The following is a 21,962-nucleotide window of genomic DNA, read 5'->3' on the forward strand; positions in this document are numbered from 1 at the left end:
GCGGCTGGTTAACTCCGCGCCGCTCTTTTCCGCTTTAGTATTCCCACGTCTCCGGGTTAATCCCCATCTCACGCATGATCTCTTTTGCCGCTTCCGGGATTTCGTCGCTGCGCTCTTTACGCAGATCGGCATCATCCGGCAAAGGTTGCCCGGTAAATGCATGCAGAAACGCTTCGCACAGCAGCTCGCTGTTGGTAGCGTGACGCAGGTTGTTCACCTGACGACGCGTGCGTTCATCGGTGAGGATTTTTAACACCTTAAGAGGAATGGAAACCGTAATCTTTTTGACTTGTTCACTCTTCTTGCCGTGCTCAGCGTATGGGCTGATATATTCGCCGCTCCATTCAGCCATGAGATACTTAATCCTCTTCGTCAATAAATTGAGACCAGACCACACAATTTATGTGGGTACTGACCGTAAACCCGCATAGTTTACCGTACAGGCGCTACCGTGACATCGTGTAATGCACCTGTCGGCGTGATAATGCATATAATTTTAACGGCTATTTGGGTTTTGCTCAATCTATACGCAAAGAAGTTTAGATGTCCAGATGTATTGACGTCCATTAACACAATGTTTACTCTGGTGCCTGACATTTCACCGACCAAGCCCAGGGAACTTCATCACATGACGCGTAAACAGGCCACCATCGCAGTGCGTAGCGGGTTAAATGACGACGAACAGTATGGTTGCGTTGTCCCTCCCATCCATCTTTCCAGCACCTATAACTTTACCGGATTTAATGAACCGCGCGCGCATGATTACTCGCGGCGCGGCAACCCAACGCGCGATGTGGTTCAGCGTGCGCTGGCAGAACTGGAAGGCGGTGCTGGTGCAGTACTTACTAATACCGGCATGTCCGCGATTCACCTGGTAACGACCGTCTTTTTGAAACCTGGCGATCTGCTGGTTGCGCCGCACGACTGCTACGGCGGTAGCTATCGCCTGTTCGACAGCCTGGCGAAACGCGGTTGCTATCGCGTGTTGTTTGTTGATCAAGGCGATGAACAGGCATTACGGGCAGCGCTGGCAGAAAAACCCAAACTGGTACTGGTAGAAAGCCCAAGTAATCCATTGTTACGCGTCGTGGATATTGCGAAAATCTGCCATCTGGCAAGGGAAGTCGGGGCGGTGAGCGTGGTGGATAACACCTTCTTAAGCCCGGCATTACAAAATCCGCTGGCATTAGGTGCCGATCTGGTGTTGCATTCATGCACGAAATATCTGAACGGTCACTCAGACGTGGTGGCCGGCGTGGTGATTGCTAAAGATCCGGACGTTGTCACTGAACTTGCCTGGTGGGCAAACAATATTGGCGTGACGGGCGGCGCGTTTGACAGCTATCTGCTGCTACGTGGTTTGCGAACGCTGGTGCCGCGTATGGAGCTGGCGCAGCGCAACGCGCAGGCGATTGTGAAATATCTGCAAACCCAGCCGTTGGTGAAAAAACTGTATCACCCGTCGCTGCCAGAAAATCAGGGGCATGAAATTGCCGCGCGCCAGCAAAATGGCTTTGGCGCAATGTTGAGTTTTGAACTGGATGGCGATGAGCAGACGCTGCGTCGTTTCCTGGGCGGGCTGTCGTTGTTTACGCTGGCGGAATCATTAGGGGGAGTGGAAAGTTTAATCTCTCACGCCGCAACCATGACACATGCAGGCATGGCACCAGAAGCGCGTGCTGCCGCCGGGATCTCCGAGACGTTGCTGCGTATCTCCACCGGTATTGAAGATGGCGAAGATTTAATTGCCGACCTGGAAAATGGCTTCCGGGCTGCAAACAAGGGGTAAAAATGAGTGTGATTGCGCAGGCAGGGGCGAAAGGTCGTCAACTGCATAAATTTGGTGGCAGTAGTCTGGCTGATGTGAAGTGTTATTTGCGTGTCGCGGGCATTATGGCGGAGTACTCTCTGCCTGACGATATGATGGTGGTTTCCGCCGCCGGTAGCACCACTAACCAGTTGATTAACTGGTTGAAACTAAGCCAGACCGATCGTCTCTCTGCGCATCAGGTTCAACAAACGCTGCGTCGCTATCAGTGCGATCTGATTAGCGGCCTGTTACCCGCCGAAGAAGCCGATAGCCTCATTAGCGCTTTTGTCAGCGATCTGGAACGCCTGGCGGCGCTGCTCGACAGCGGTATTAACGACGCGGTGTATGCGGAAGTGGTGGGTCACGGCGAAGTGTGGTCGGCGCGCCTGATGTCTGCGGTACTTAATCAACAAGGGCTGCCAGCGGCCTGGCTTGATGCCCGCGAGTTTTTACGCGCTGAACGCGCTGCGCAACCGCAGGTTGATGAAGGACTTTCTTACCCGTTGCTGCAACAGCTACTGGTACAACATCCGGGCAAACGTCTGGTGGTGACCGGGTTTATCAGCCGTAACAACGCCAGTGAAACGGTGCTGCTGGGGCGTAACGGTTCCGACTATTCCGCGACACAAATCGGTGCGCTGGCGGGAGTTTCCCGCGTAACCATCTGGAGCGACGTCGCCGGGGTATACAGCGCCGACCCGCGTAAAGTGAAAGATGCCTGCCTGCTGCCGTTGCTGCGTCTGGATGAGGCCAGCGAACTGGCGCGTCTGGCGGCTCCCGTTCTTCACGCCCGTACTTTACAGCCAGTTTCTGGCAGCGAAATCGACCTGCAACTGCGCTGTAGCTACACGCCGGATCAAGGTTCCACGCGCATTGAACGCGTGCTGGCCTCCGGTACTGGTGCGCGTATTGTCACCAGCCATGATGATGTCTGCTTGATTGAGTTTCAGGTGCCCGCCAGCCAGGATTTCAAACTGGCGCATAAAGAGATCGACCAGATCCTGAAACGTGCTCAGGTGCGCCCACTGGCGGTTGGCGTGCATAACGATCGCCAGTTGCTGCAATTTTGCTACACCTCAGAAGTGGCCGACAGTGCGCTGAAAATCCTCGACGAAGCGGGATTACCTGGCGAACTGCGTCTGCGTCAGGGGCTGGCGCTGGTGGCGATGGTTGGTGCAGGCGTCACCCGTAACCCGCTACATTGCCACCGCTTCTGGCAGCAACTGAAAGGCCAGCCGGTCGAATTTACCTGGCAGTCGGATGACGGCATCAGCCTGGTGGCAGTACTGCGCACCGGGCCGACCGAAAGCCTGATTCAGGGTCTGCATCAGTCCGTCTTTCGCGCGGAAAAACGCATCGGCCTGGTATTGTTCGGCAAGGGCAATATCGGTTCCCGCTGGCTGGAACTGTTCGCCCGTGAGCAGAGCACGCTTTCGGCGCGTACCGGCTTTGAATTTGTGCTGGCAGGCGTGGTGGACAGCCGCCGCAGCCTGTTGAGCTATGACGGGCTGGACGCCAGCCGCGCGTTAGCCTTCTTCAACGATGAAGCGGTCGAGCAGGATGAAGAGTCGCTGTTCCTGTGGATGCGCGCCCATCCGTATGATGATTTAGTGGTGTTGGACGTTACCGCCAGCCAGCAGCTTGCTGATCAGTATCTCGATTTTGCCAGCCACGGTTTCCACGTCATCAGTGCCAACAAACTGGCAGGAGCCAGCGACAGCAATAAATATCGCCAGATCCACGACGCCTTCGAAAAAACCGGGCGTCACTGGCTGTACAATGCCACTGTCGGTGCGGGCTTGCCGATCAACCACACCGTGCGCGATCTGATCGACAGCGGCGATACTATTTTGTCGATCAGCGGGATCTTCTCTGGCACGCTCTCCTGGCTGTTCCTGCAATTCGACGGTAGCGTGCCGTTTACCGAGCTGGTGGATCAGGCGTGGCAGCAGGGCTTAACCGAGCCTGATCCGCGTGATGACCTTTCCGGCAAAGACGTGATGCGCAAGCTGGTGATTCTGGCGCGTGAAGCGGGTTACGACATCGAACCAGATCAGGTGCGCGTGGAATCGCTGGTGCCTGCCCATTGCGAAGGCGGTAGCATCGACCATTTCTTTGAAAACGGCGATGAACTTAACGAGCAGATGGTGCAACGGCTGGAAGCGGCCCGCGAAATGGGGCTGGTGCTGCGCTACGTGGCGCGTTTCGATGCCAATGGCAAAGCGCGTGTGGGCGTGGAAGCGGTGCGTGAAGACCATCCGCTGGCATCACTGCTGCCGTGCGATAACGTCTTTGCCATCGAAAGCCGCTGGTATCGCGATAACCCTCTGGTGATCCGTGGGCCTGGCGCGGGGCGCGACGTCACCGCAGGGGCGATTCAGTCGGATATTAACCGGCTGGCGCAGTTGTTGTAATCCTGAGTCAGAGAAAGCAGTATTTGCGTAACGCGCCCTGCGGAAAGCGGGGCGCTGTGCGTAAATTCTGTCTGTTTATGTAGCCAGTCGATAAAATGTCTGCTGGTTGCTAAAGAGAGCATTTGGGCTTTGCTACTCTTTCCGCCCGTTAATGCACATACCATTTTACGATTTTTTCCCTGAACCCAGAGTTGCCACTGATTTTTCCACCAGCCGTGATAAGTTGTTCCCTGAAAACGCCAGGGCATATTATCGGTATCGTCAGCTATTTCCTCTTCAATAAACCAAATCTCACCTTGCTGTTGGCGAAACAGATCAGCCCATGCCGTAATAATGGCACCTCTTAAAAAACACTCGTGTGAAATTACATGTGTTTTTACTGTAGGGAAGAGAATATTCAGTACTCTGAAATGCCCGTGCGCTGTGATAACCGGACGCAGAATAACACCTTTAGCATTGCGTTTGAGCGCTGCGCTGCCATACTGAATTTCATCAAACTGACTGCGGCGTAGAAATTGTGCTTCGCGCATATCAACGCGTTGTACAATATTACTCTCGTGTAACTCTGGTTCTGCATTCCCTCTGTATCGATAATGCAGACTTTCTCCAGCCTGATGCTGCGTGTAATTAGTAGAAAGATGAAGAATATTACCGCGAAGAGCATCAAAACTGATTAAAACATACAGTTTCTGCCCGCTGCTGACTCCCTGAAATGGCACGAGAAAAGCAACCGTTTCGATTATTTCAGGAGGCGTTATTTCTTTCTGATATTGTTTGGGTGTCCATACTTTTTTGCAGTTACGGCATTGAATGCGTTGCGAACCCTGTGGATTGTGACCATAACAAATCGTATCTGTACCATAACATACCGGGCAAAAATGGCCTTTCTCTGTTGCAAAAGTAGATAAGTGAACTGTCAACCAGTCACGAAATTGTTGCTCGTCAAACAACGGCGGGTAACTTCCGCATGCCCGACAGTGCAATGCCGGATAACCCAGTCGATAGTCGGGCCAGCTATAATCTGTCGATGTTGGCTGCCCTAAATTACGGCAACCAAACGACTTGCAGGCATTAATCGTAAACAGAGTCGACATATATCACCAACGATTTCACAAGGTCGTTGATTTTGTCCGGCAACGCTCCCCTGTGGATGTGATTACTCTCACATAAATAACTCTTTCAGAACGTAATGTAGCAATCCTTTAAATCACTGAAAGGGACTATTTATGAAAATTAAAATACTTGCTGCGGGTATCGCATTAACATTGCCGTTCTGGGCTTGCGCCAAAGATGTCACCATCATTTATACCAACGACCTCCATGCGCATGTCGAGCCTTATAAAGTGCCGTGGATCGCTGACGGTAAACGGGATATTGGTGGCTGGGCAAATATCACTACGCTGGTTAAGCAAGAAAAAGCAAAAAATAAAGCGACATGGTTTTTTGATGCGGGTGATTATTTTACCGGGCCATATATCAGCAGCCTGAACAAAGGTAAGGCTATTATCGATATTATGAATACTATGCCGTTTGATGCCGTCACGATAGGCAACCATGAATTTGACCACGGCTGGGACAACACATTATTACAGTTGAGTCAGGCAAAATTCCCTATTGTGCAGGGCAATGTTTTTTATCAGAACAGCAGTAAATCATTCTGGGATAAGCCCTATACCATCATCGAAAAAGACGGTGTGAAAATAGGCGTTATAGGTTTGCACGGTGTATTTGCCTTTAATGACACGGTATCTGCGGCAACGCGAGTGGGTATTGAGGCGCGTGATGAAATTAAATGGCTACAACGTTATATCGATGAACTTAAAGGCAAGGTTGATTTGACCGTCGCCCTGATCCATGAAGGTGTTCCGGCCCGCCAGTCCAGTATGGGAGGCACAGATGTGCGTCGCGCGCTGGATAAAGATATTCAGACGGCAAGTCAGGTGAAAGGGCTGGATATTTTGATCACCGGACATGCGCATGTGGGTACGCCGAAACCGATTAAAGTCGGCAATACGCTCATCCTCTCCACTGACAGCGGCGGGATTGATGTGGGCAAACTGGTCCTCGACTACAAAGAGAAGCCGCATGATTTTACGGTGAAAAACTTCGAGCTTAAAACCATTTACGCCGACGAGTGGAAGCCCGATCCGCAAACGAAACAGGTGATCGACGGCTGGAATAAAAAGCTTGATGAAGTGGTGCAACAAACGGTCGCGCAATCGCCGGTTGAATTAAAACGTGCCTATGGTGAATCGGCTTCCCTCGGGAACCTGGCGGCGGACGCTTTACTGGTAGCGGCGGGTAAAAACACCCAATTGGCGTTAACCAACTCTGGTGGTATTCGCAATGAGATCCCCGCAGGGGCGATTACGATGGGCGGCGTCATCAGTACCTTCCCGTTCCCCAATGAACTGGTGACGATGGATCTCACAGGTAAACAATTACGCAGTTTGATGGAACACGGCGCAAGTTTAAGTAATGGCGTTTTACAGGTATCGAAAGGCCTGGAAATGAAGTACGACAGCAGTAAGCCGGTTGGTCAGCGGGTAATCACGCTGGCTCTGAATGGCAAACCCATTGAAGATGCGACGATTTACCACATTGCTACTCAGAGTTTCCTTGCTGATGGTGGAGATGGTTTTACCGCCTTTACCGAAGGGAAAGCGCGTAACACAACGGGCGGTTATTACGTTTATCACGCCGTGGTTGATTACTTCAAAGCGGGTAACACCATCACGGATGAACAGATCAACGGTATGCGCGTGAAAGATATCAAGTAAAAGTACGTATTGAGTTGATTCATCTGTTTGTTACCAGTTGATTTTGCAGATCCAGTATTCGGCCTACGCGAGGGCGCAGGCCGAATCAGATGCCTTAGCATCACCATCCGGTGGCAGGACGTTGTTTTTCGAATAAGCCCAGGTGTCGCTGTGCTGTCAGAATATCAGTCAAAACGTGCGAGGTGGATTGCGCTATAGAGAAATCTTTTATCGCCTCTAATTAAGATGAGTTTTTTTCAACTTCCCTGATTTTTCCTCACCATCATTGGTCATTTTTCGGTTGACGCCCCTCGGCTTTTCCTTCATCTTTACATCTGGACGTCTAAATGGATAGATGTTCACAACACAACATATAACTACAAGCGATTGATGAGGTAAGGTATGAGCTTTTTTCACGCCAGCCAGCGGGATGCCCTGAATCAGAGTCTGGCAGAAGTCCAGGGGCAGATTAACGTTTCGTTCGAGTTTTTCCCGCCGCGTACCAGTGAAATGGAGCAGACCCTGTGGAACTCCATCGATCGCCTTAGCAACCTGAAACCGAAGTTTGTGTCGGTGACCTATGGCGCGAACTCCGGCGAGCGCGACCGTACGCACAGCATTATTAAAGGCATTAAAGATCGCACTGGTCTGGAAGCGGCACCGCATCTTACTTGCATTGATGCGACGCCCGACGAGCTGCGCACCATTGCACGTGACTACTGGAATAACGGTATTCGTCATATCGTGGCGCTGCGTGGTGACCTGCCGCCGGGAAGTGGTAAGCCAGAAATGTATGCTTCTGACCTGGTGACGCTGTTAAAAGAAGTGGCAGATTTCGATATCTCCGTGGCGGCGTATCCGGAAGTTCACCCGGAAGCAAAAAGCGCTCAGGCGGATTTGCTTAATCTGAAACGCAAAGTCGATGCCGGAGCCAACCGCGCGATTACTCAGTTCTTCTTTGATGTCGAAAGCTACCTGCGTTTTCGTGACCGCTGTGTCTCGGCGGGCATTGATGTGGAAATCATTCCGGGAATTTTGCCGGTATCTAACTTTAAACAGGCGAAGAAATTTGCCGACATGACCAATGTGCGTATTCCGGCGTGGATGGCACAAATGTTCGACGGGCTTGATGATGATGCCGAAACCCGCAAGCTGGTGGGCGCGAATATCGCCATGGATATGGTGAAGATTTTAAGCCGTGAAGGAGTGAAAGATTTCCACTTCTATACGCTTAACCGTGCTGAAATGAGTTACGCGATTTGCCATACGCTGGGTGTTCGACCTGGTTTATAAATAGTGTGGCTTTTGTGAAAATCACACAGTGATCACAAATTTTAAACAGAGCACAAAATGCTGCCTCGAAATGAGGGCGGGAAAATAAGGGTGTCAGCCTTGTTTTCTCCCTCATTACTTGAAGGATATAAAGCTAAAACCCTTTTTTATAAAGCATTTGTCCGAATTCGGACATAATCAAAAAAGCTTAATTACGATCAATTTGATCTACATCTCTTTAACCAACAATATGTAAGATCTCAACTATCGCATCCGTGGATTAATTCAATTATAACTTCTCTCTAACGCTGTGTATCGTAACGGTAACACTGTAGAGGGGAGCACATTGATGAGCACGTCAGACGATATCCATAACACGACAGCCACTGGCAAATGCCCGTTCCATCAGGGCGGTCACGACCAGAGCGCAGGTGGGGGCACAACCACGCGCGACTGGTGGCCAAATCAACTCCGTGTTGACCTGTTAAACCAACATTCTAATCGTTCTAACCCGCTGGGTGAGGACTTTGACTACCGCAAAGAATTCAGCAAATTAGATTACTACGGTCTGAAAAAAGATCTGAAAGCCCTGCTGACAGAATCTCAGCCGTGGTGGCCTGCCGACTGGGGCAGCTACGCCGGTCTGTTTATTCGTATGGCCTGGCACGGCGCGGGTACTTACCGTTCAATCGACGGGCGCGGCGGCGCGGGTCGTGGTCAGCAACGTTTTGCACCGCTGAACTCCTGGCCGGATAACGTAAGCCTCGATAAAGCGCGTCGCCTGTTGTGGCCAATCAAACAGAAATATGGTCAGAAAATCTCCTGGGCCGACCTGTTTATCCTCGCGGGTAACGTGGCGCTGGAAAACTCCGGCTTCCGTACCTTCGGTTTTGGTGCCGGTCGTGAAGACGTCTGGGAACCGGATCTGGATGTTAACTGGGGTGATGAAAAAGCCTGGCTGACCCACCGTCATCCGGAAGCACTGGCGAAAGCACCGCTGGGCGCAACCGAGATGGGCCTGATTTACGTTAACCCGGAAGGCCCGGATCACAGCGGCGAACCGCTTTCTGCGGCAGCAGCTATCCGCGCGACCTTCGGCAACATGGGCATGAACGACGAAGAAACCGTGGCGCTGATTGCGGGTGGTCATACGCTGGGTAAAACCCACGGTGCCGGTCCGACATCAAACGTAGGTCCTGATCCAGAAGCTGCACCGATTGAAGAACAAGGTTTAGGCTGGGCGAGCACTTACGGCAGCGGCGTTGGCGCAGATGCCATTACCTCTGGTCTGGAAGTAGTCTGGACCCAGACGCCGACCCAGTGGAGCAACTATTTCTTCGAGAACCTGTTCAAGTATGAGTGGGTACAGACCCGCAGTCCGGCTGGCGCAATCCAGTTCGAAGCGGTAGACGCACCGGAAATTATCCCGGATCCGTTCGATCCGTCGAAGAAACGTAAACCGACAATGCTGGTGACCGACCTGACGCTGCGTTTTGATCCTGAGTTCGAGAAGATCTCTCGTCGTTTCCTCAACGATCCGCAGGCGTTCAACGAAGCCTTTGCCCGTGCCTGGTTCAAACTGACGCACAGGGATATGGGGCCGAAATCTCGCTACATCGGACCGGAAGTACCGAAAGAAGATCTGATCTGGCAAGATCCGCTGCCGCAGCCGATCTACAACCCGACCGAGCAGGACATTATCGATCTGAAATTCGCGATTGCGGATTCTGGTCTGTCTGTCAGCGAACTGGTATCGGTGGCCTGGGCGTCTGCTTCTACCTTCCGTGGTGGCGACAAACGTGGTGGTGCCAATGGTGCACGTCTGGCATTAATGCCGCAGCGCGACTGGGATGTGAACGCCGCAGCCGTTCGTGCTCTGCCAGTTCTGGAGAAAATTCAGAAAGAGTCTGGCAAAGCTTCGCTGGCGGATATCATCGTGCTGGCAGGTGTGGTTGGCGTTGAGAAAGCCGCAAGCGCCGCAGGTTTGAGCATTCATGTACCGTTTGCGCCGGGTCGCGTTGATGCGCGTCAGGATCAGACTGACATTGAAATGTTCGAACTGCTGGAGCCAATTGCTGACGGTTTCCGTAACTACCGCGCTCGTCTGGATGTTTCTACCACCGAGTCACTGCTGATTGATAAAGCACAGCAACTGACGCTGACCGCGCCGGAAATGACCGCGCTGGTGGGCGGGATGCGTGTACTGGGTGCCAACTTCGATGGCAGCAAAAACGGCGTCTTCACTGACCGCGTTGGTGTATTGAGTAATGACTTCTTCGTGAACTTGCTGGATATGCGTTACGAGTGGAAAGCGACCGACGAATCGAAAGAGCTGTTCGAAGGCCGTGACCGCGAAACCGGCGAAGTGAAATACACTGCCAGCCGTGCGGATCTGGTCTTTGGTTCTAACTCTGTCCTGCGTGCGGTGGCGGAAGTTTACGCCAGCAGCGATGCCCACGAGAAGTTTGTTAAAGACTTCGTGGCGGCATGGGTGAAAGTGATGAACCTCGACCGTTTCGACCTGCTGTAATCTGACCTTCTTCAGCGACTGCCTGATGGCAGTCGCTGAAGTTTCTTTACCGGCGTATAGTGTCCACAGGAAAACTACACACTGGATCTCTCATGTCTGCCGCAGGAAAGAGCAACCCACTGGCAATCAGTGGCCTGGTTGTGCTCACACTTATCTGGAGTTATAGCTGGATTTTCATGAAGCAAGTCACCAGCTACATCGGTGCCTTCGACTTCACCGCCTTACGCTGCATTTTCGGCGCTCTCGTTTTATTCATTGTCCTTTTATTACGTGGTCGCGGAATGCGCCCGACACCGTTTAAATACACCTTAGCCATTGCCCTGTTACAAACCTGTGGGATGGTTGGCCTGGCGCAGTGGGCGCTGGTTAGCGGAGGAGCGGGGAAGGTGGCGATCCTGAGCTATACCATGCCGTTCTGGGTGGTGATTTTCGCCGCGTTGTTTCTCGGTGAACGCCTGCGACGTGGGCAATATTTCGCGATACTGATTGCCGCTTTCGGCTTATTTTTGGTGTTGCAGCCGTGGCAACTCGATTTCTCTTCGATGAAAAGTGCCCTGCTGGCAATCCTCTCCGGTGTTAGTTGGGGGGCGAGCGCGATTGTCGCGAAACGCCTATACGCCCGCCATCCACGCGTGGATTTATTGTCGTTAACATCCTGGCAGATGCTTTATGCGGCGCTGGTGATGAGTGCGGTCGCTTTACTGGTGCCACAACGTGAAATTGACTGGCAGCCCACCGTGTTCTGGGCTCTGGCCTACAGTGCGATTCTGGCGACGGCGCTGGCGTGGAGCTTATGGTTGTTTGTATTGAAAAACTTGCCTGCCAGTATTGCCAGCTTAAGCACACTGGCCGTTCCCGTTTGCGGCGTACTCTTTTCCTGGTGGTTGCTCGGTGAGAATCCGGGGGCCGTTGAAGGTAGCGGTATTGTGCTGATTGTGCTGGCACTGGCGCTGGTGAGCCGTAAGAAAAAAGAAGCTGTCAGTGTAAAAAACATCTGAATTTTTTCTTCATGTGGGGCGATCGCTTATTTAACAAAATACCGATAGTGCCCCACCATCCGCCAGCTAAACAGCACGTCTTCTTCCTGCGCGCCTGCGCCAATGTTATGTATCACCAGCGGCGTACCGTCGCGGGCAAAGCCATCTGACACCACCCCAATATGCGCCAGCCCGTTATCCAGTCGCCAGGAGACAATATCGCCCGCTTGATAGTCACTGGGGTTCTTGCTGGTGGGGCGTGTTTTATCATGGCGGCTAAACCAGGTTTCCAGATTAGGCACCCGACGGTGATCGATGTTGCTGTCCGGGCGCTTTAACTGCCATTTTTGCGGGTACTCAGCAAAATTCTTCGCCATATCTTCGTGAACCAGTTTCTGCAAATCGACCTTCTGGCTGCGCAAGGCGCGGATCACCACATCGGAACATACGCCGCGTTCTTGCGGGACATCACCGCCAGGATAGGTAAGCTGCACATACGCCGGATCGTAAAATAGCGTGCTGCCGATTTGCTGTCTGGCACCGTCTGCGATGGCAAGGTTGGTGTTGGCCTGGATTTGTACCACGGTTGGTGGAACGGCCGGAGATTTTAAGGAGTTGCTGGTAAACGCCGTTAGCAGGCTGACCAGCGCCAGTGAAGCTTTCATCTGGTTCGTCCGTGAAAATAAGAGTCACAGATTCGACCTTCCGGGCTAACGATTGTTCTGTAGAGAAAATGTCCAGAAGCGGATAAAAAATTCCTGAACAACGTGTGAGTTTCAGACGGGTGATAACGTATAAAAAGTGCTCGAACAGTCCCCTCTCCCCTTTGGGGAGAGGGTTAGGGTGAGGGGAACAGGCCAGCTCCGGGGCGAATATTTACCCTCACTCCGACCCTCTCCCTGAAAGGGCGAGGGGGAAAAACATGCCCGCAGTGACGAGTGAGCCACTTTGCCTGCACTCTCAAACTCCCGGACAAGCCGGGAGTTTGGAGTAGGTTATTCCCACTCTTGCAGGAAACGCTGACCGTACTGGTCGGCTACCAGCAGTGCAGCGTAAACCTGATCTGGCGTCGCGCCGCCAGGCATGTTGTGGATGGTTTCACCTTCTGCACATGCCGCTTCTGCCACAATTCGCATTTTCGCCGGGACATCTTCTTTAATATCCAGTTGAGCGAGAGTTATTGGCAAACCTACCGCATGGCTAAGTGCAGCTACGGTTTCGATTTCCTCCACCGGCGCGTTTTCCAGAACCAGCTGCGTCAGCGTACCGAATGCCACTTTTTCACCGTGATAATAGTGATGCGCATCTGGAATAGCGGTCAGGCCGTTATGTACTGCGTGCGCCGCAGCCAGACCTCCGCTTTCAAAACCCACGCCGCTCAAATAGGTGTTCGCTTCAATCACGCGCTCCAGCGCCGGAGTCACTACATGCTGTTCGGCGGCAAGCATCGCTTTTTCGCCTTCTTCCAGCAGGGTGTTGTAGCACAGTTCAGCCAGTGCCAGCGCCGCCTGGGTGCACTTGCCGCCCGCCATGGTGGTCGCGCCGCTACGAGAGCAAGCACGCGCTTCAAACCAGGTTGCCAGCGCATCGCCGATACCCGCCGCTAACAGACGTGCAGGTGCGCCAGCGACGATTTTGGTGTCGACAATGACCATATTCGGGTTATTTGGCAACATCAGATAGCGGTCAAATTCACCATCATCGGTGTAGATAACAGACAATGCGCTGCACGGTGCATCGGTAGAGGCGATAGTCGGTGCGATCGCTACCGGAACACCCATGAAATGTGCCAGTGCTTTGGCAGTATCGAGGGTTTTTCCGCCACCGATACCGAGAATTGCGCCACACTGCGCAGTCTCCGCGATGCCACGCAGACGGTCGATCTCATTTTGCGAACATTCACCGCCAAACGGCGCAATTTCTACTACCAGTCCAGCATCTTTAAAACTTTTCTCGACAGTGGATTGAGCAAAACCTAAAACAAATTTGTCACCCACCACTAACCAGCGTTCTGCCAGCGGCTTCAGGTATTCGCCCAGACGATTAATCACATCAGCGCCCTGGATGTATTTACCCGGTGATTGAATAATGCGGTCCATAATTGCTCCTTTAGAGATGAGTAGTGCCAAATGCGGCATTCCAGTCGTGTTCGAACTTCTCTATAGCTGACTCTACCGCAGGGGTGTTGAGCATTTGTTGCGCTACATCTAAGGGCAGGGTGATGGATTCACATCCTGCCAGTAAACAGTCCAGCGCCTGACGCGGCGTTTTAAAGCTGGCCGCCAGCACCATGCTTTCTGGTGCGTGCATTTCTAACAGCGCTTGCAGCTCCTGAACCGTACGAATGCCGTCTCCGCCCTGGGCATCTACGCGGTTAACATACGGAGCAACGTATTTTGCCCCTGCCAGTGCGGCTAATAACCCTTGTGCGGCGCTATATACAGCGGTGCCAAGTGTAGTAATACCCTCTTTTTTCAGTATTTTAATTGCTGCCAGACCTTCGGAAGTCACCGGGATTTTAACCACAATGCCCGGAATGGCGTCGCGCAGGCGCTTCGCTTCTTCCACCATCCCCTGCGCGTCGCGGCTCATTGTCTGAGCAAACAGAATGCCCTCATCACCAATCGCTTTTTGCAGACGCGGCAGCACTTCCCATATGGACTCCTTGCTGGCAGCGATAATGCTCGGGTTAGTTGTCACCCCGGCAATCGGGAATATGCGTGCCAGACGTTCGACTTCTGCGACGTTAGCGGTGTCCAGATACAGTTCCATGATGTTTCCTTTTACAGTTCCAGTTCATGTTGCAGCAGGCTGGCGATAGCGTCGGCAGAGGCGGCGTTAACCAGCGCGTTACGGAATTCTTCGTGCATGATGCGGCGAGCGAGGCGCGAGAAAATGCGCATGTGCTGATCGCCCGCAGCGTGTTTGTTCAGCGTTAACATAATGATGAATTGCGCTTCATCATCGCCCCAGCGCACCGGCGCTTGCAGACGCGCTACGCTGATGGTGGATTGCTCAATATGTTCCGATTTGCTGTGGGGAATGGCAAAACTAAAGCCCAGACCGGTAGAGAAAACGGCCTCGCGCGCCCACAAGTCGGCTTCCAGTTTACGCGGATAGCGGCAGCGGCCCGCCAGCAGCAGGTTATCGGTCATGCCTTTGAGCACTTCTTCTTTGCTGCGCCAGTCGCTTTCCAGTGTGATGCACTCGGCGGTGACCAGCGGTGCGTCTTGTTGGGTCATGCGGAATTGCGCCAGCAGGTGTTCCACTTCCAGCGAAGTACGGCAGGCCATTGCCTGGTTGAGCAACTTGCGGCACTCACGGCTATCAAGTTGCGCCATTCGCGCTTTCGCCGCCGGAATTGATGGTGCGCTCATGCTCAGCTCATCCAGCCCTAAACCGACCAGCAATGGCAGCACGGAACCTTTCGCTCCCAGTTCACCGCACAGACCAATCCATTTGCCCTGGCGATGTACCGCCTGCACGGCGTAATCGAGCGCCCGCAAGAATGCTGGATTCAGGCTGTTATAGTGACGAGTAACCTTAGCGTTATCGCGATCCACTGCCAGCAGATATTGCGTCAGGTCATTACTACCAATACTAAAGAAATCAATCTCTTCACAGCATTGATCGATGATGAACATCACCGACGGCACTTCCAGCATGATGCCGAGCTGGATCTTCTCATCAAACGGAATGTGTTCGTTACGCAGTTGCTGTTTGGCTTCCGCCAGTTTTTCTTTCACCCATAAGATCTCTTCCATTGAAGAGATCATCGGGATCATGATTTTCAGGCTGCCGTGAGCGGAGGCACGGAGAATCGACCGTAGTTGTGTGGTAAATAACGACGCGTACTCTTCATAAATACGCACGGCGCGATAACCGAGGAACGGGTTTGCCTCTGCGGGAATGTTCAGATAATCAACGGGTTTGTCACCGCCAATATCCATAGTGCGCACAATAATGCTGCGTCCGTTGGCGGACTCCAGCGCCTGGCAAAAAATGTTGTACAGCTCGCTTTCGCCCGGTGCACTGGTGCGATCCATATAGAGCATTTCAGTGCGGAATAAACCAACGCCTTCCGCACCATTGCCGAATGCGGCCTGCGCTTCCACGGAGTGAGCGATGTTAGCGGCAATTTCAATGCGGATACCGTCAGCGGTACGGGCTTGTTGGGTCAGCCAGACACGCTGTTGCTCACGCAGGGCGTCCTGTACGCGGGCTTCCTGCTGATAATAACGAGCTACGGCTTCCCCTGGCTCAACCACAATCGCCCCAGCGTTGCCGTCGATATAAATCGTTTGATGCTGCCACGGAGTGAGGGCATCAATATCCACACCAACCAGCGTCGGAATGTTGAACGAACGGGCAAGGATCACCGTGTGTGACGTGGTGCCGCCGCTTTTGAGCAACAATCCTTTGAGGTGATTTTTATCCAGTTCGAGGAACTGGCTGGGGGTCAGTTCATCAGCCATACAAATGGCGGGCTGCGTCAGTTTGCCCGGTGCCGGGAAGCGTTGCTCACCGTAGATTTGCTGGAGTAACTGGAAGCAGACGTCGCGTACGTCCAGGGCACGTTCTTGCAGGTAGCTGCTGCTGGAACGGGCGAACTCTTCGCAGAAGTGGTGTGCACTGGCGACAATCGCTTCGGCACAGCTTAATCCCTCGCTGACGCCTGCCAGTAAGTGCTGACGTAAAGAAGTATCGCCAGCCAGGGATCGGTGAGCTTCCAGTATCGCGCTGGTAGCACCGTCGCTATCCAGCAGACGAAATTCAATGTTTTTCATTACCAGTGTCAGGCCGTTTTCCAGCGCGGATTGCTCGGCGTCAACGCCTTTGGCAGCAGGAAGATTACCCAGCGCATTGAGATCTAAAGAAGAGATCGGCGTCAGAATGCCGCCTGCACTACCGCTGCACACGGTGCGGGCGCGGATAATTTGCGGATTCAGATTGGTCAGTGAAACCGGCAGTGGTTCCAGTTCGTCAGATTTAACTTTCGCCAGCGGCGCATCGCAGTGGGGGAATTCATCGCGCAGCCATTGGCTTAAACGCTGGTGCGCTTCCTGTTCGTCGGCCCCGGAAATCAGTAACTGGCAGTTATCGCCCGCCAGCGTGTCGGTGCCAATCAGCGCAAGGGCGCTTTTGGCGTTGCCCTTGCGGTCAGTGCGCAGGTTATGCCACTCAATTTGTGATGAAAAAGTATTACACAGCGTTTCAACGTGGCTTGCCGGACGCGCATGTACGCCGTTAGGTAGCTCACAAATAAATTCCACAATCAGGGCCATTGCCTTTCTCCCGGTACGGTTTTCTGTTTACAGGATAAGAGCGCACGGCAACGGCCTGCCATGTGACAAATCTGCCAAAAGCTGGACAAATGTAATGTAACCGTCAATTTGCGACGCGTCTCACAAGACACCGTTCTGCGGCATGCTTCCGGGTTATCGCAAGTTATGAGGCGGATCGCATTTTTGTACTGATATTACAAAAGTCCAGTAAATGGCCTTTTTATCCACTGTTTGCTCCGCCTGCGATTGCCTATTGTTTCCTCCATCAAAAATATGGACATGGGCTTTTGCAAGCCCGGGAGCAGCTTATGAATGAGTTGGTGCAGATCCTGAAAAATACCCGTCAGCACTTAATGACGGGCGTTTCACACATGATTCCCTTCGTGGTATCGGGAGGTATTTTGCTGGCGGTTTCCGTCATGTTGTATGGCAAAGGCGCAGTGCCGGATGCCGTAGCCGATCCGAATCTGAAAAAACTGTTTGATATCGGCGTTGCGGGTTTGACGCTGATGGTGCCTTTCCTCGCCGCTTACATTGGTTACTCCATTGCAGAGCGTTCTGCGCTGGCTCCGTGCGCTATCGGTGCCTGGGTTGGTAACAGCTTTGGTGCGGGCTTCTTTGGTGCACTGATCGCCGGGATTATCGGCGGCATCGTGGTGCATTACCTGAAGAAAATTCCGGTGCATAAAGTTCTGCGCTCGGTGATGCCAATCTTCATCATTCCTATCGTCGGCACACTGATTACCGCAGGCATCATGATGTGGGGGCTGGGCGAGCCTGTGGGGGCATTGACCAACAGCCTGACTCAGTGGCTTCAGGGGATGCAGCAGGGCAGCATTGTTATGCTGGCGGTGATCATGGGCCTGATGCTGGCGTTCGATATGGGCGGTCCGGTTAACAAAGTGGCCTATGCCTTCATGCTGATTTGCGTTGCTCAGGGTGTTTATACCGTGGTGGCCATTGCTGCCGTGGGTATTTGTATTCCGCCGCTGGGGATGGGGCTGGCGACGCTGATTGGTCGTAAAAATTTCTCCGCAGAAGAGCGCGAAACCGGTAAAGCGGCGCTGGTGATGGGGTGCGTTGGGGTTACTGAAGGGGCGATTCCTTTCGCCGCTGCCGATCCGCTGCGTGTTATTCCTTCCATCATGGTCGGTTCAGTTTGTGGTGCGGTAACTGCGGCACTGGTCGGTGCACAGTGCTATGCAGGCTGGGGTGGTCTGATTGTGCTGCCGGTGGTTGAAGGCAAGCTGGGTTATATCGCAGCAGTGGCTGTCGGAGCAGTGGTGACGGCAGTCTGCGTGAACGTGCTGAAAAGTCTGGCGCGTAAAAATGGGTCTTCGACTGATGAAAAAGAAGACGACCTGGATTTGGATTTTGAAATTAATTAATTGAGGAACGAGCCATGACGAAAATTATTGCAGTAACCGCGTGTCCATCTGGTGTTGCCCATACCTATATGGCGGCAGAGGCGCTGGAAAGTGCCGCGAAAGCGAAAGGCTGGGAAGTGAAAGTAGAAACCCAGGGGTCAATTGGTCTGGAAAATGAACTGACAGCGGAAGACGTGGCGAGCGCCGATATGGTGATTCTGACCAAAGATATCGGCATCAAGTTTGAAGAGCGTTTTGCTGGCAAGACCATCGTGCGCGTCAACATCAGCGACGCGGTAAAACGCGCTGATGCCATTATGAGCAAAATTGAAGCTCACCTGGCACAAACCGCTTAAGTTCTTATCCCGCCCGTAAGGGCGGGTTCGCTTTCCCACAGGAGTTCCTCATGACGAATCGTATCTCTCGCCTCAAAACTGCACTGTTTGCCAATACCCGTGAAATCTCGCTGGAGCGTGCGCTGCTTTATACCGCCAGCCATCGGCAAACCGAAGGCGAACCGGTGATATTGCGCCGGGCGAAAGCAACAGCGTATATCCTTGAACATGTTGAAATTTCGATTCGTGATGAAGAACTGATTGCCGGTAACCGCACCGTAAAACCGCGCGCCGGGATTATGTCGCCGGAAATGGACCCTTACTGGCTGCTGAAAGAGCTGGATCAATTCCCGACGCGTCCGCAGGACCGCTTTGCTATCAGCGAAGAAGATAAACGTATCTACCGTGAAGAGTTGTTCCCGTACTGGGAAAAACGTTCGATGAAAGATTTCATTAACGGGCAGATGACGGATGAAGTAAAAGCCGCGACCAGCACGCAGATTTTCAGCATCAACCAGACGGATAAAGGCCAGGGGCACATTATTATTGATTACCCGCGCCTGCTGAATCACGGGCTGGGTGAGCTGGTAGCGCAAATGCAGCAACATTGTCAGCAACAGCCGGAGAATCACTTTTATCAGGCCGCGTTGTTACTGCTGGAAGCCTCGCAGAAACACATTTTGCGTTACGCCGAACTGGCGGAAACGATGGCGGCAAACTGCACAGATGCCCAGCGTCGCGAAGAGCTGCTGACTATTGCGGAGATCTCCCGCCATAACGCGCAACATAAGCCGCAGACGTTCTGGCAGGCGTGCCAGTTATTCTGGTACATGAACATCATTCTGCAATACGAATCCAACGCCAGTTCGCTGTCTTTAGGGCGCTTCGACCAGTATATGTTGCCGTTCTATCAGGCATCATTAACCCAGGGCGAAGATCCGGCGTTCCTGAAAGAACTGCTCGAATCTTTATGGGTGAAATGCAACGACATCGTGCTGTTGCGCTCCACCAGTAGCGCGCGTTATTTCGCCGGTTTCCCGACCGGCTATACCGCACTGCTCGGCGGGTTAACCGAGAACGGACGTAGCGCGGTGAACGTACTTTCGTTCCTCTGTCTCGACGCCTATCAAAGTGTGCAATTACCGCAACCGAACCTGGGGGTGCGCACTAACGCCTTGATCGACACGCCGTTCCTGATGAAAACCGCCGAAACCATTCGCCTCGGCACCGGTATTCCGCAAATCTTTAACGATGAAGTGGTGGTGCCAGCGTTCCTCAACCGTGGCGTTTCGCTGGAAGATGCACGCGACTATTCCGTAGTGGGCTGTGTGGAATTATCTATTCCCGGCAGAACCTACGGCTTGCATGACATCGCGATGTTTAATCTGCTGAAAGTGATGGAAATCTGCCTGCATGAAAATGAAGGCAACGCTGCGCTGACTTATGAAGGTTTACTGGAGCAGATCCGCGCCAAGATCAGCCACTACATCACCCTGATGGTTGAGGGCAGCAATATTTGCGATATCGGTCACCGTGACTGGGCACCTGTACCGCTGCTCTCATCGTTTATCAGCGATTGTCTGGAAAAAGGCCGCGATATTACCGATGGCGGTGCGCGTTATAACTTCTCCGGCGTACAGGGGATCGGTATCGCCAACCTGAGCGATTCTCTCCATGCGTTGAAAGGTATGGTTTTTGAGCAACAGCGTTTAAGTTTTGACGAATTGCTGTCGGTATTAAAAGCCAACTTCGCAACGCCAGAAGGCGAAAAAGTCCGTGCTCGCTTAATTAACCGCTTCGAGAAATACGGTAACGATATCGACGAGGTGGATAACATCAGCGCCGAACTGTTACGCCACTACTGCAAAGAAGTGGAAAAATACCAGAACCCGCGCGGCGGCTACTTCACGCCGGGATCGTATACCGTTTCTGCTCACGTCCCGTTGGGATCGGTGGTTGGCGCGACGCCAGACGGTCGTTTTGCCGGGGAACAACTGGCAGACGGCGGCTTGTCACCTATGCTGGGTCAGGACGCACAAGGGCCAACGGCGGTACTGAAGTCAGTCAGTAAGCTCGATAATACGCTGCTGTCTAACGGTACGTTGCTGAACGTGAAATTCACTCCGGCGACCCTGGAAGGTGAAGCGGGATTACGCAAACTGGCCGACTTCTTACGGGCGTTTACCCAGCTTAAGTTGCAGCATATTCAGTTTAACGTGGTGAACGCCGACACGTTGCGGGAAGCGCAACAGCGCCCACAAGATTATGCCGGGCTGGTGGTGCGCGTTGCCGGATACAGCGCCTTCTTTGTCGAACTGTCGAAGGAGATCCAGGATGACATCATCCGCCGGACAGCGCATCAGCTGTAACGTTGTGGAAACGCGCCGCAATGATGTGGCGCGCATTTTCAACATTCAGCGTTATTCACTGAATGACGGCGAGGGCATTCGTACGGTGGTCTTTTTTAAAGGCTGTCCGCATCTTTGCCCGTGGTGTGCTAATCCGGAGTCGATCTCCGGCAAAATCCAGACGGTACGCAGAGAGGCGAAATGTCTGCACTGTGCGAAATGTTTGCGTGATGCGGATGAATGCCCGTCCGGGGCGTTTGAACGGATTGGTCGCGATATCAGCCTTGACGCGCTAGAACGGGAAGTGATGAAAGATGACATTTTCTTTCGCACGTCCGGCGGCGGCGTCACGCTTTCTGGCGGCGAAGTGTTAATGCAGGCGGAGTTTGCTACCCGTTTTTTACAGCGACTTCGGCTTTGGGGGGTGTCATGCGCCATTGAAACTGCCGGAGACGCGCCAACCAGCAAGTTGTTACCGCTGGCGAAATTGTGCGATGAAGTGTTGTTCGATTTAAAAATTATGGATGTGACTCAGGCGCGGGATGTGGTGAAGATGAACCTGCCACGCGTGCTGGAGAATTTGCGTTTGCTGGTGAGTGAGGGTGTCAACGTGATCCCGCGTTTACCGCTGATCCCTGGTTTCACACTCAGCCGGGAGAATATGCAGCAGGCGCTGGATGTACTGATCCCGCTGAATATCAGGCAGATCCATCTGTTACCGTTTCATCAGTACGGCGAACCGAAATACCGCCTGCTGGGGAAAACATGGTCGATGAAAGATGTTGCTGCGCCGTCGTCAGCCGATGTGACAACGATGCGCGAAATGGCAGAACGGGCCGGATTTCAGGTTACCGTGGGAGGTTAA

General features: G+C 53.0%; 16 protein-coding genes. 10 read left to right on the top strand and 6 right to left on the bottom strand.

Annotated features, from left to right (window positions below):
* Positions 1-34: 34 nt before the first annotated feature.
* Positions 35-352, bottom strand: coding sequence for a met regulon transcriptional regulator MetJ (gene metJ, locus ACJHYR_RS18615; RefSeq protein ID WP_000852812.1), 318 nt, complete (start codon positions 350-352; stop codon positions 35-37).
* Positions 353-628: 276 nt separating this feature from the next.
* On the opposite strand from metJ, the gene metB reads away from it, so the two are divergent.
* Entirely contained in the window at positions 629-1,789 is a 1,161-nt protein-coding gene (gene metB / locus ACJHYR_RS18620) for a cystathionine gamma-synthase (RefSeq protein ID WP_059327821.1), read from the top strand.
* A 2-nt stretch (positions 1,790-1,791) separates the two neighbouring features.
* The gene (gene metL, locus ACJHYR_RS18625; protein ID WP_072837526.1) at positions 1,792-4,224 is read left to right on the top strand and encodes a bifunctional aspartate kinase/homoserine dehydrogenase II; all 2,433 of its coding nucleotides are present in this window, start codon (positions 1,792-1,794) and stop codon (positions 4,222-4,224) included.
* Here the strand turns inward: metL and ACJHYR_RS18630 are convergent.
* Positions 4,188-5,318, bottom strand: coding sequence for a hypothetical protein (locus tag ACJHYR_RS18630; protein ID WP_001309893.1), 1,131 nt, complete (start codon positions 5,316-5,318; stop codon positions 4,188-4,190). The two genes, metL and ACJHYR_RS18630, sit on opposite strands and share 37 nt — an antisense overlap.
* Positions 5,319-5,450: 132 nt before the next feature.
* On the opposite strand from ACJHYR_RS18630, the gene ACJHYR_RS18635 reads away from it, so the two are divergent.
* The 4 genes from ACJHYR_RS18635 (at position 5,451) to yijE (ending at position 11,783) form a co-directional block, all read left to right on the top strand.
* Positions 5,451-7,004 (top strand): bifunctional metallophosphatase/5'-nucleotidase, encoded by a 1,554-nt coding sequence (locus ACJHYR_RS18635; RefSeq protein ID WP_059327819.1) that lies wholly within the window; start codon positions 5,451-5,453, stop codon positions 7,002-7,004.
* Positions 7,005-7,385: 381 nt separating this feature from the next.
* A complete protein-coding gene (gene metF / locus ACJHYR_RS18640; protein WP_000007512.1) occupies positions 7,386-8,276 on the top strand; it encodes a methylenetetrahydrofolate reductase in 891 nt (296 codons plus the stop codon).
* 328 nt (positions 8,277-8,604) lie between these two features.
* Positions 8,605-10,785, top strand: coding sequence for a catalase/peroxidase HPI (katG, locus tag ACJHYR_RS18645; protein WP_001296626.1), 2,181 nt, complete (start codon positions 8,605-8,607; stop codon positions 10,783-10,785).
* A 92-nt stretch (positions 10,786-10,877) separates the two neighbouring features.
* The gene (gene yijE, locus ACJHYR_RS18650; protein WP_001306638.1) at positions 10,878-11,783 is read left to right on the top strand and encodes a cystine transporter YijE; all 906 of its coding nucleotides are present in this window, start codon (positions 10,878-10,880) and stop codon (positions 11,781-11,783) included.
* Between the two features lie 26 nt (positions 11,784-11,809).
* Here yijE and ACJHYR_RS18655 read toward each other — a convergent pair whose 3' ends face one another.
* The 4 genes from ACJHYR_RS18655 to ptsP all read right to left on the bottom strand — a co-directional run bounded on the left by ACJHYR_RS18655 (position 11,810) and on the right by ptsP (position 17,047).
* Positions 11,810-12,427, bottom strand: a complete 618-nt coding sequence (locus tag ACJHYR_RS18655; protein ID WP_000647907.1) for a DUF1287 domain-containing protein — start codon at positions 12,425-12,427, stop codon at positions 11,810-11,812.
* A gap of 330 nt (positions 12,428-12,757) precedes the next feature.
* Complete coding sequence (gene gldA / locus ACJHYR_RS18660) at positions 12,758-13,861, bottom strand: bifunctional L-1,2-propanediol dehydrogenase/glycerol dehydrogenase (protein WP_000373992.1); 1,104 nt, start codon at positions 13,859-13,861, stop codon at positions 12,758-12,760.
* Between the two features lie 10 nt (positions 13,862-13,871).
* The gene (gene fsa / locus ACJHYR_RS18665; RefSeq protein ID WP_000424838.1) at positions 13,872-14,534 is read right to left on the bottom strand and encodes a fructose-6-phosphate aldolase; all 663 of its coding nucleotides are present in this window, start codon (positions 14,532-14,534) and stop codon (positions 13,872-13,874) included.
* A gap of 11 nt (positions 14,535-14,545) precedes the next feature.
* The gene (gene ptsP, locus ACJHYR_RS18670; RefSeq protein WP_059327818.1) at positions 14,546-17,047 is read right to left on the bottom strand and encodes a phosphoenolpyruvate--protein phosphotransferase; all 2,502 of its coding nucleotides are present in this window, start codon (positions 17,045-17,047) and stop codon (positions 14,546-14,548) included.
* Between the two features lie 308 nt (positions 17,048-17,355).
* On the opposite strand from ptsP, the gene ACJHYR_RS18675 reads away from it, so the two are divergent.
* The 4 genes from ACJHYR_RS18675 to ACJHYR_RS18690 are packed head-to-tail and all read left to right on the top strand — an operon-like array spanning position 17,356 to position 21,962.
* Complete coding sequence (locus ACJHYR_RS18675; RefSeq protein WP_001004446.1) at positions 17,356-18,435, top strand: PTS fructose transporter subunit EIIC; 1,080 nt, start codon at positions 17,356-17,358, stop codon at positions 18,433-18,435.
* A 14-nt stretch (positions 18,436-18,449) separates the two neighbouring features.
* Complete coding sequence (locus ACJHYR_RS18680) at positions 18,450-18,770, top strand: PTS fructose-like transporter subunit IIB (protein ID WP_000161265.1); 321 nt, start codon at positions 18,450-18,452, stop codon at positions 18,768-18,770.
* A 50-nt stretch (positions 18,771-18,820) separates the two neighbouring features.
* Complete coding sequence (locus ACJHYR_RS18685) at positions 18,821-21,118, top strand: formate C-acetyltransferase (protein ID WP_000184828.1); 2,298 nt, start codon at positions 18,821-18,823, stop codon at positions 21,116-21,118.
* The gene (locus ACJHYR_RS18690) at positions 21,084-21,962 is read left to right on the top strand and encodes a [formate-C-acetyltransferase]-activating enzyme (RefSeq protein ID WP_000204151.1); all 879 of its coding nucleotides are present in this window, start codon (positions 21,084-21,086) and stop codon (positions 21,960-21,962) included. The genes ACJHYR_RS18685 and ACJHYR_RS18690 overlap by 35 nt, the downstream gene beginning before the upstream one ends.

This window comes from Escherichia sp. WS1450 (assembly GCF_046487395.1).
Classification (GTDB): Bacteria; Pseudomonadota; Gammaproteobacteria; order Enterobacterales; family Enterobacteriaceae; genus Escherichia; species Escherichia coli.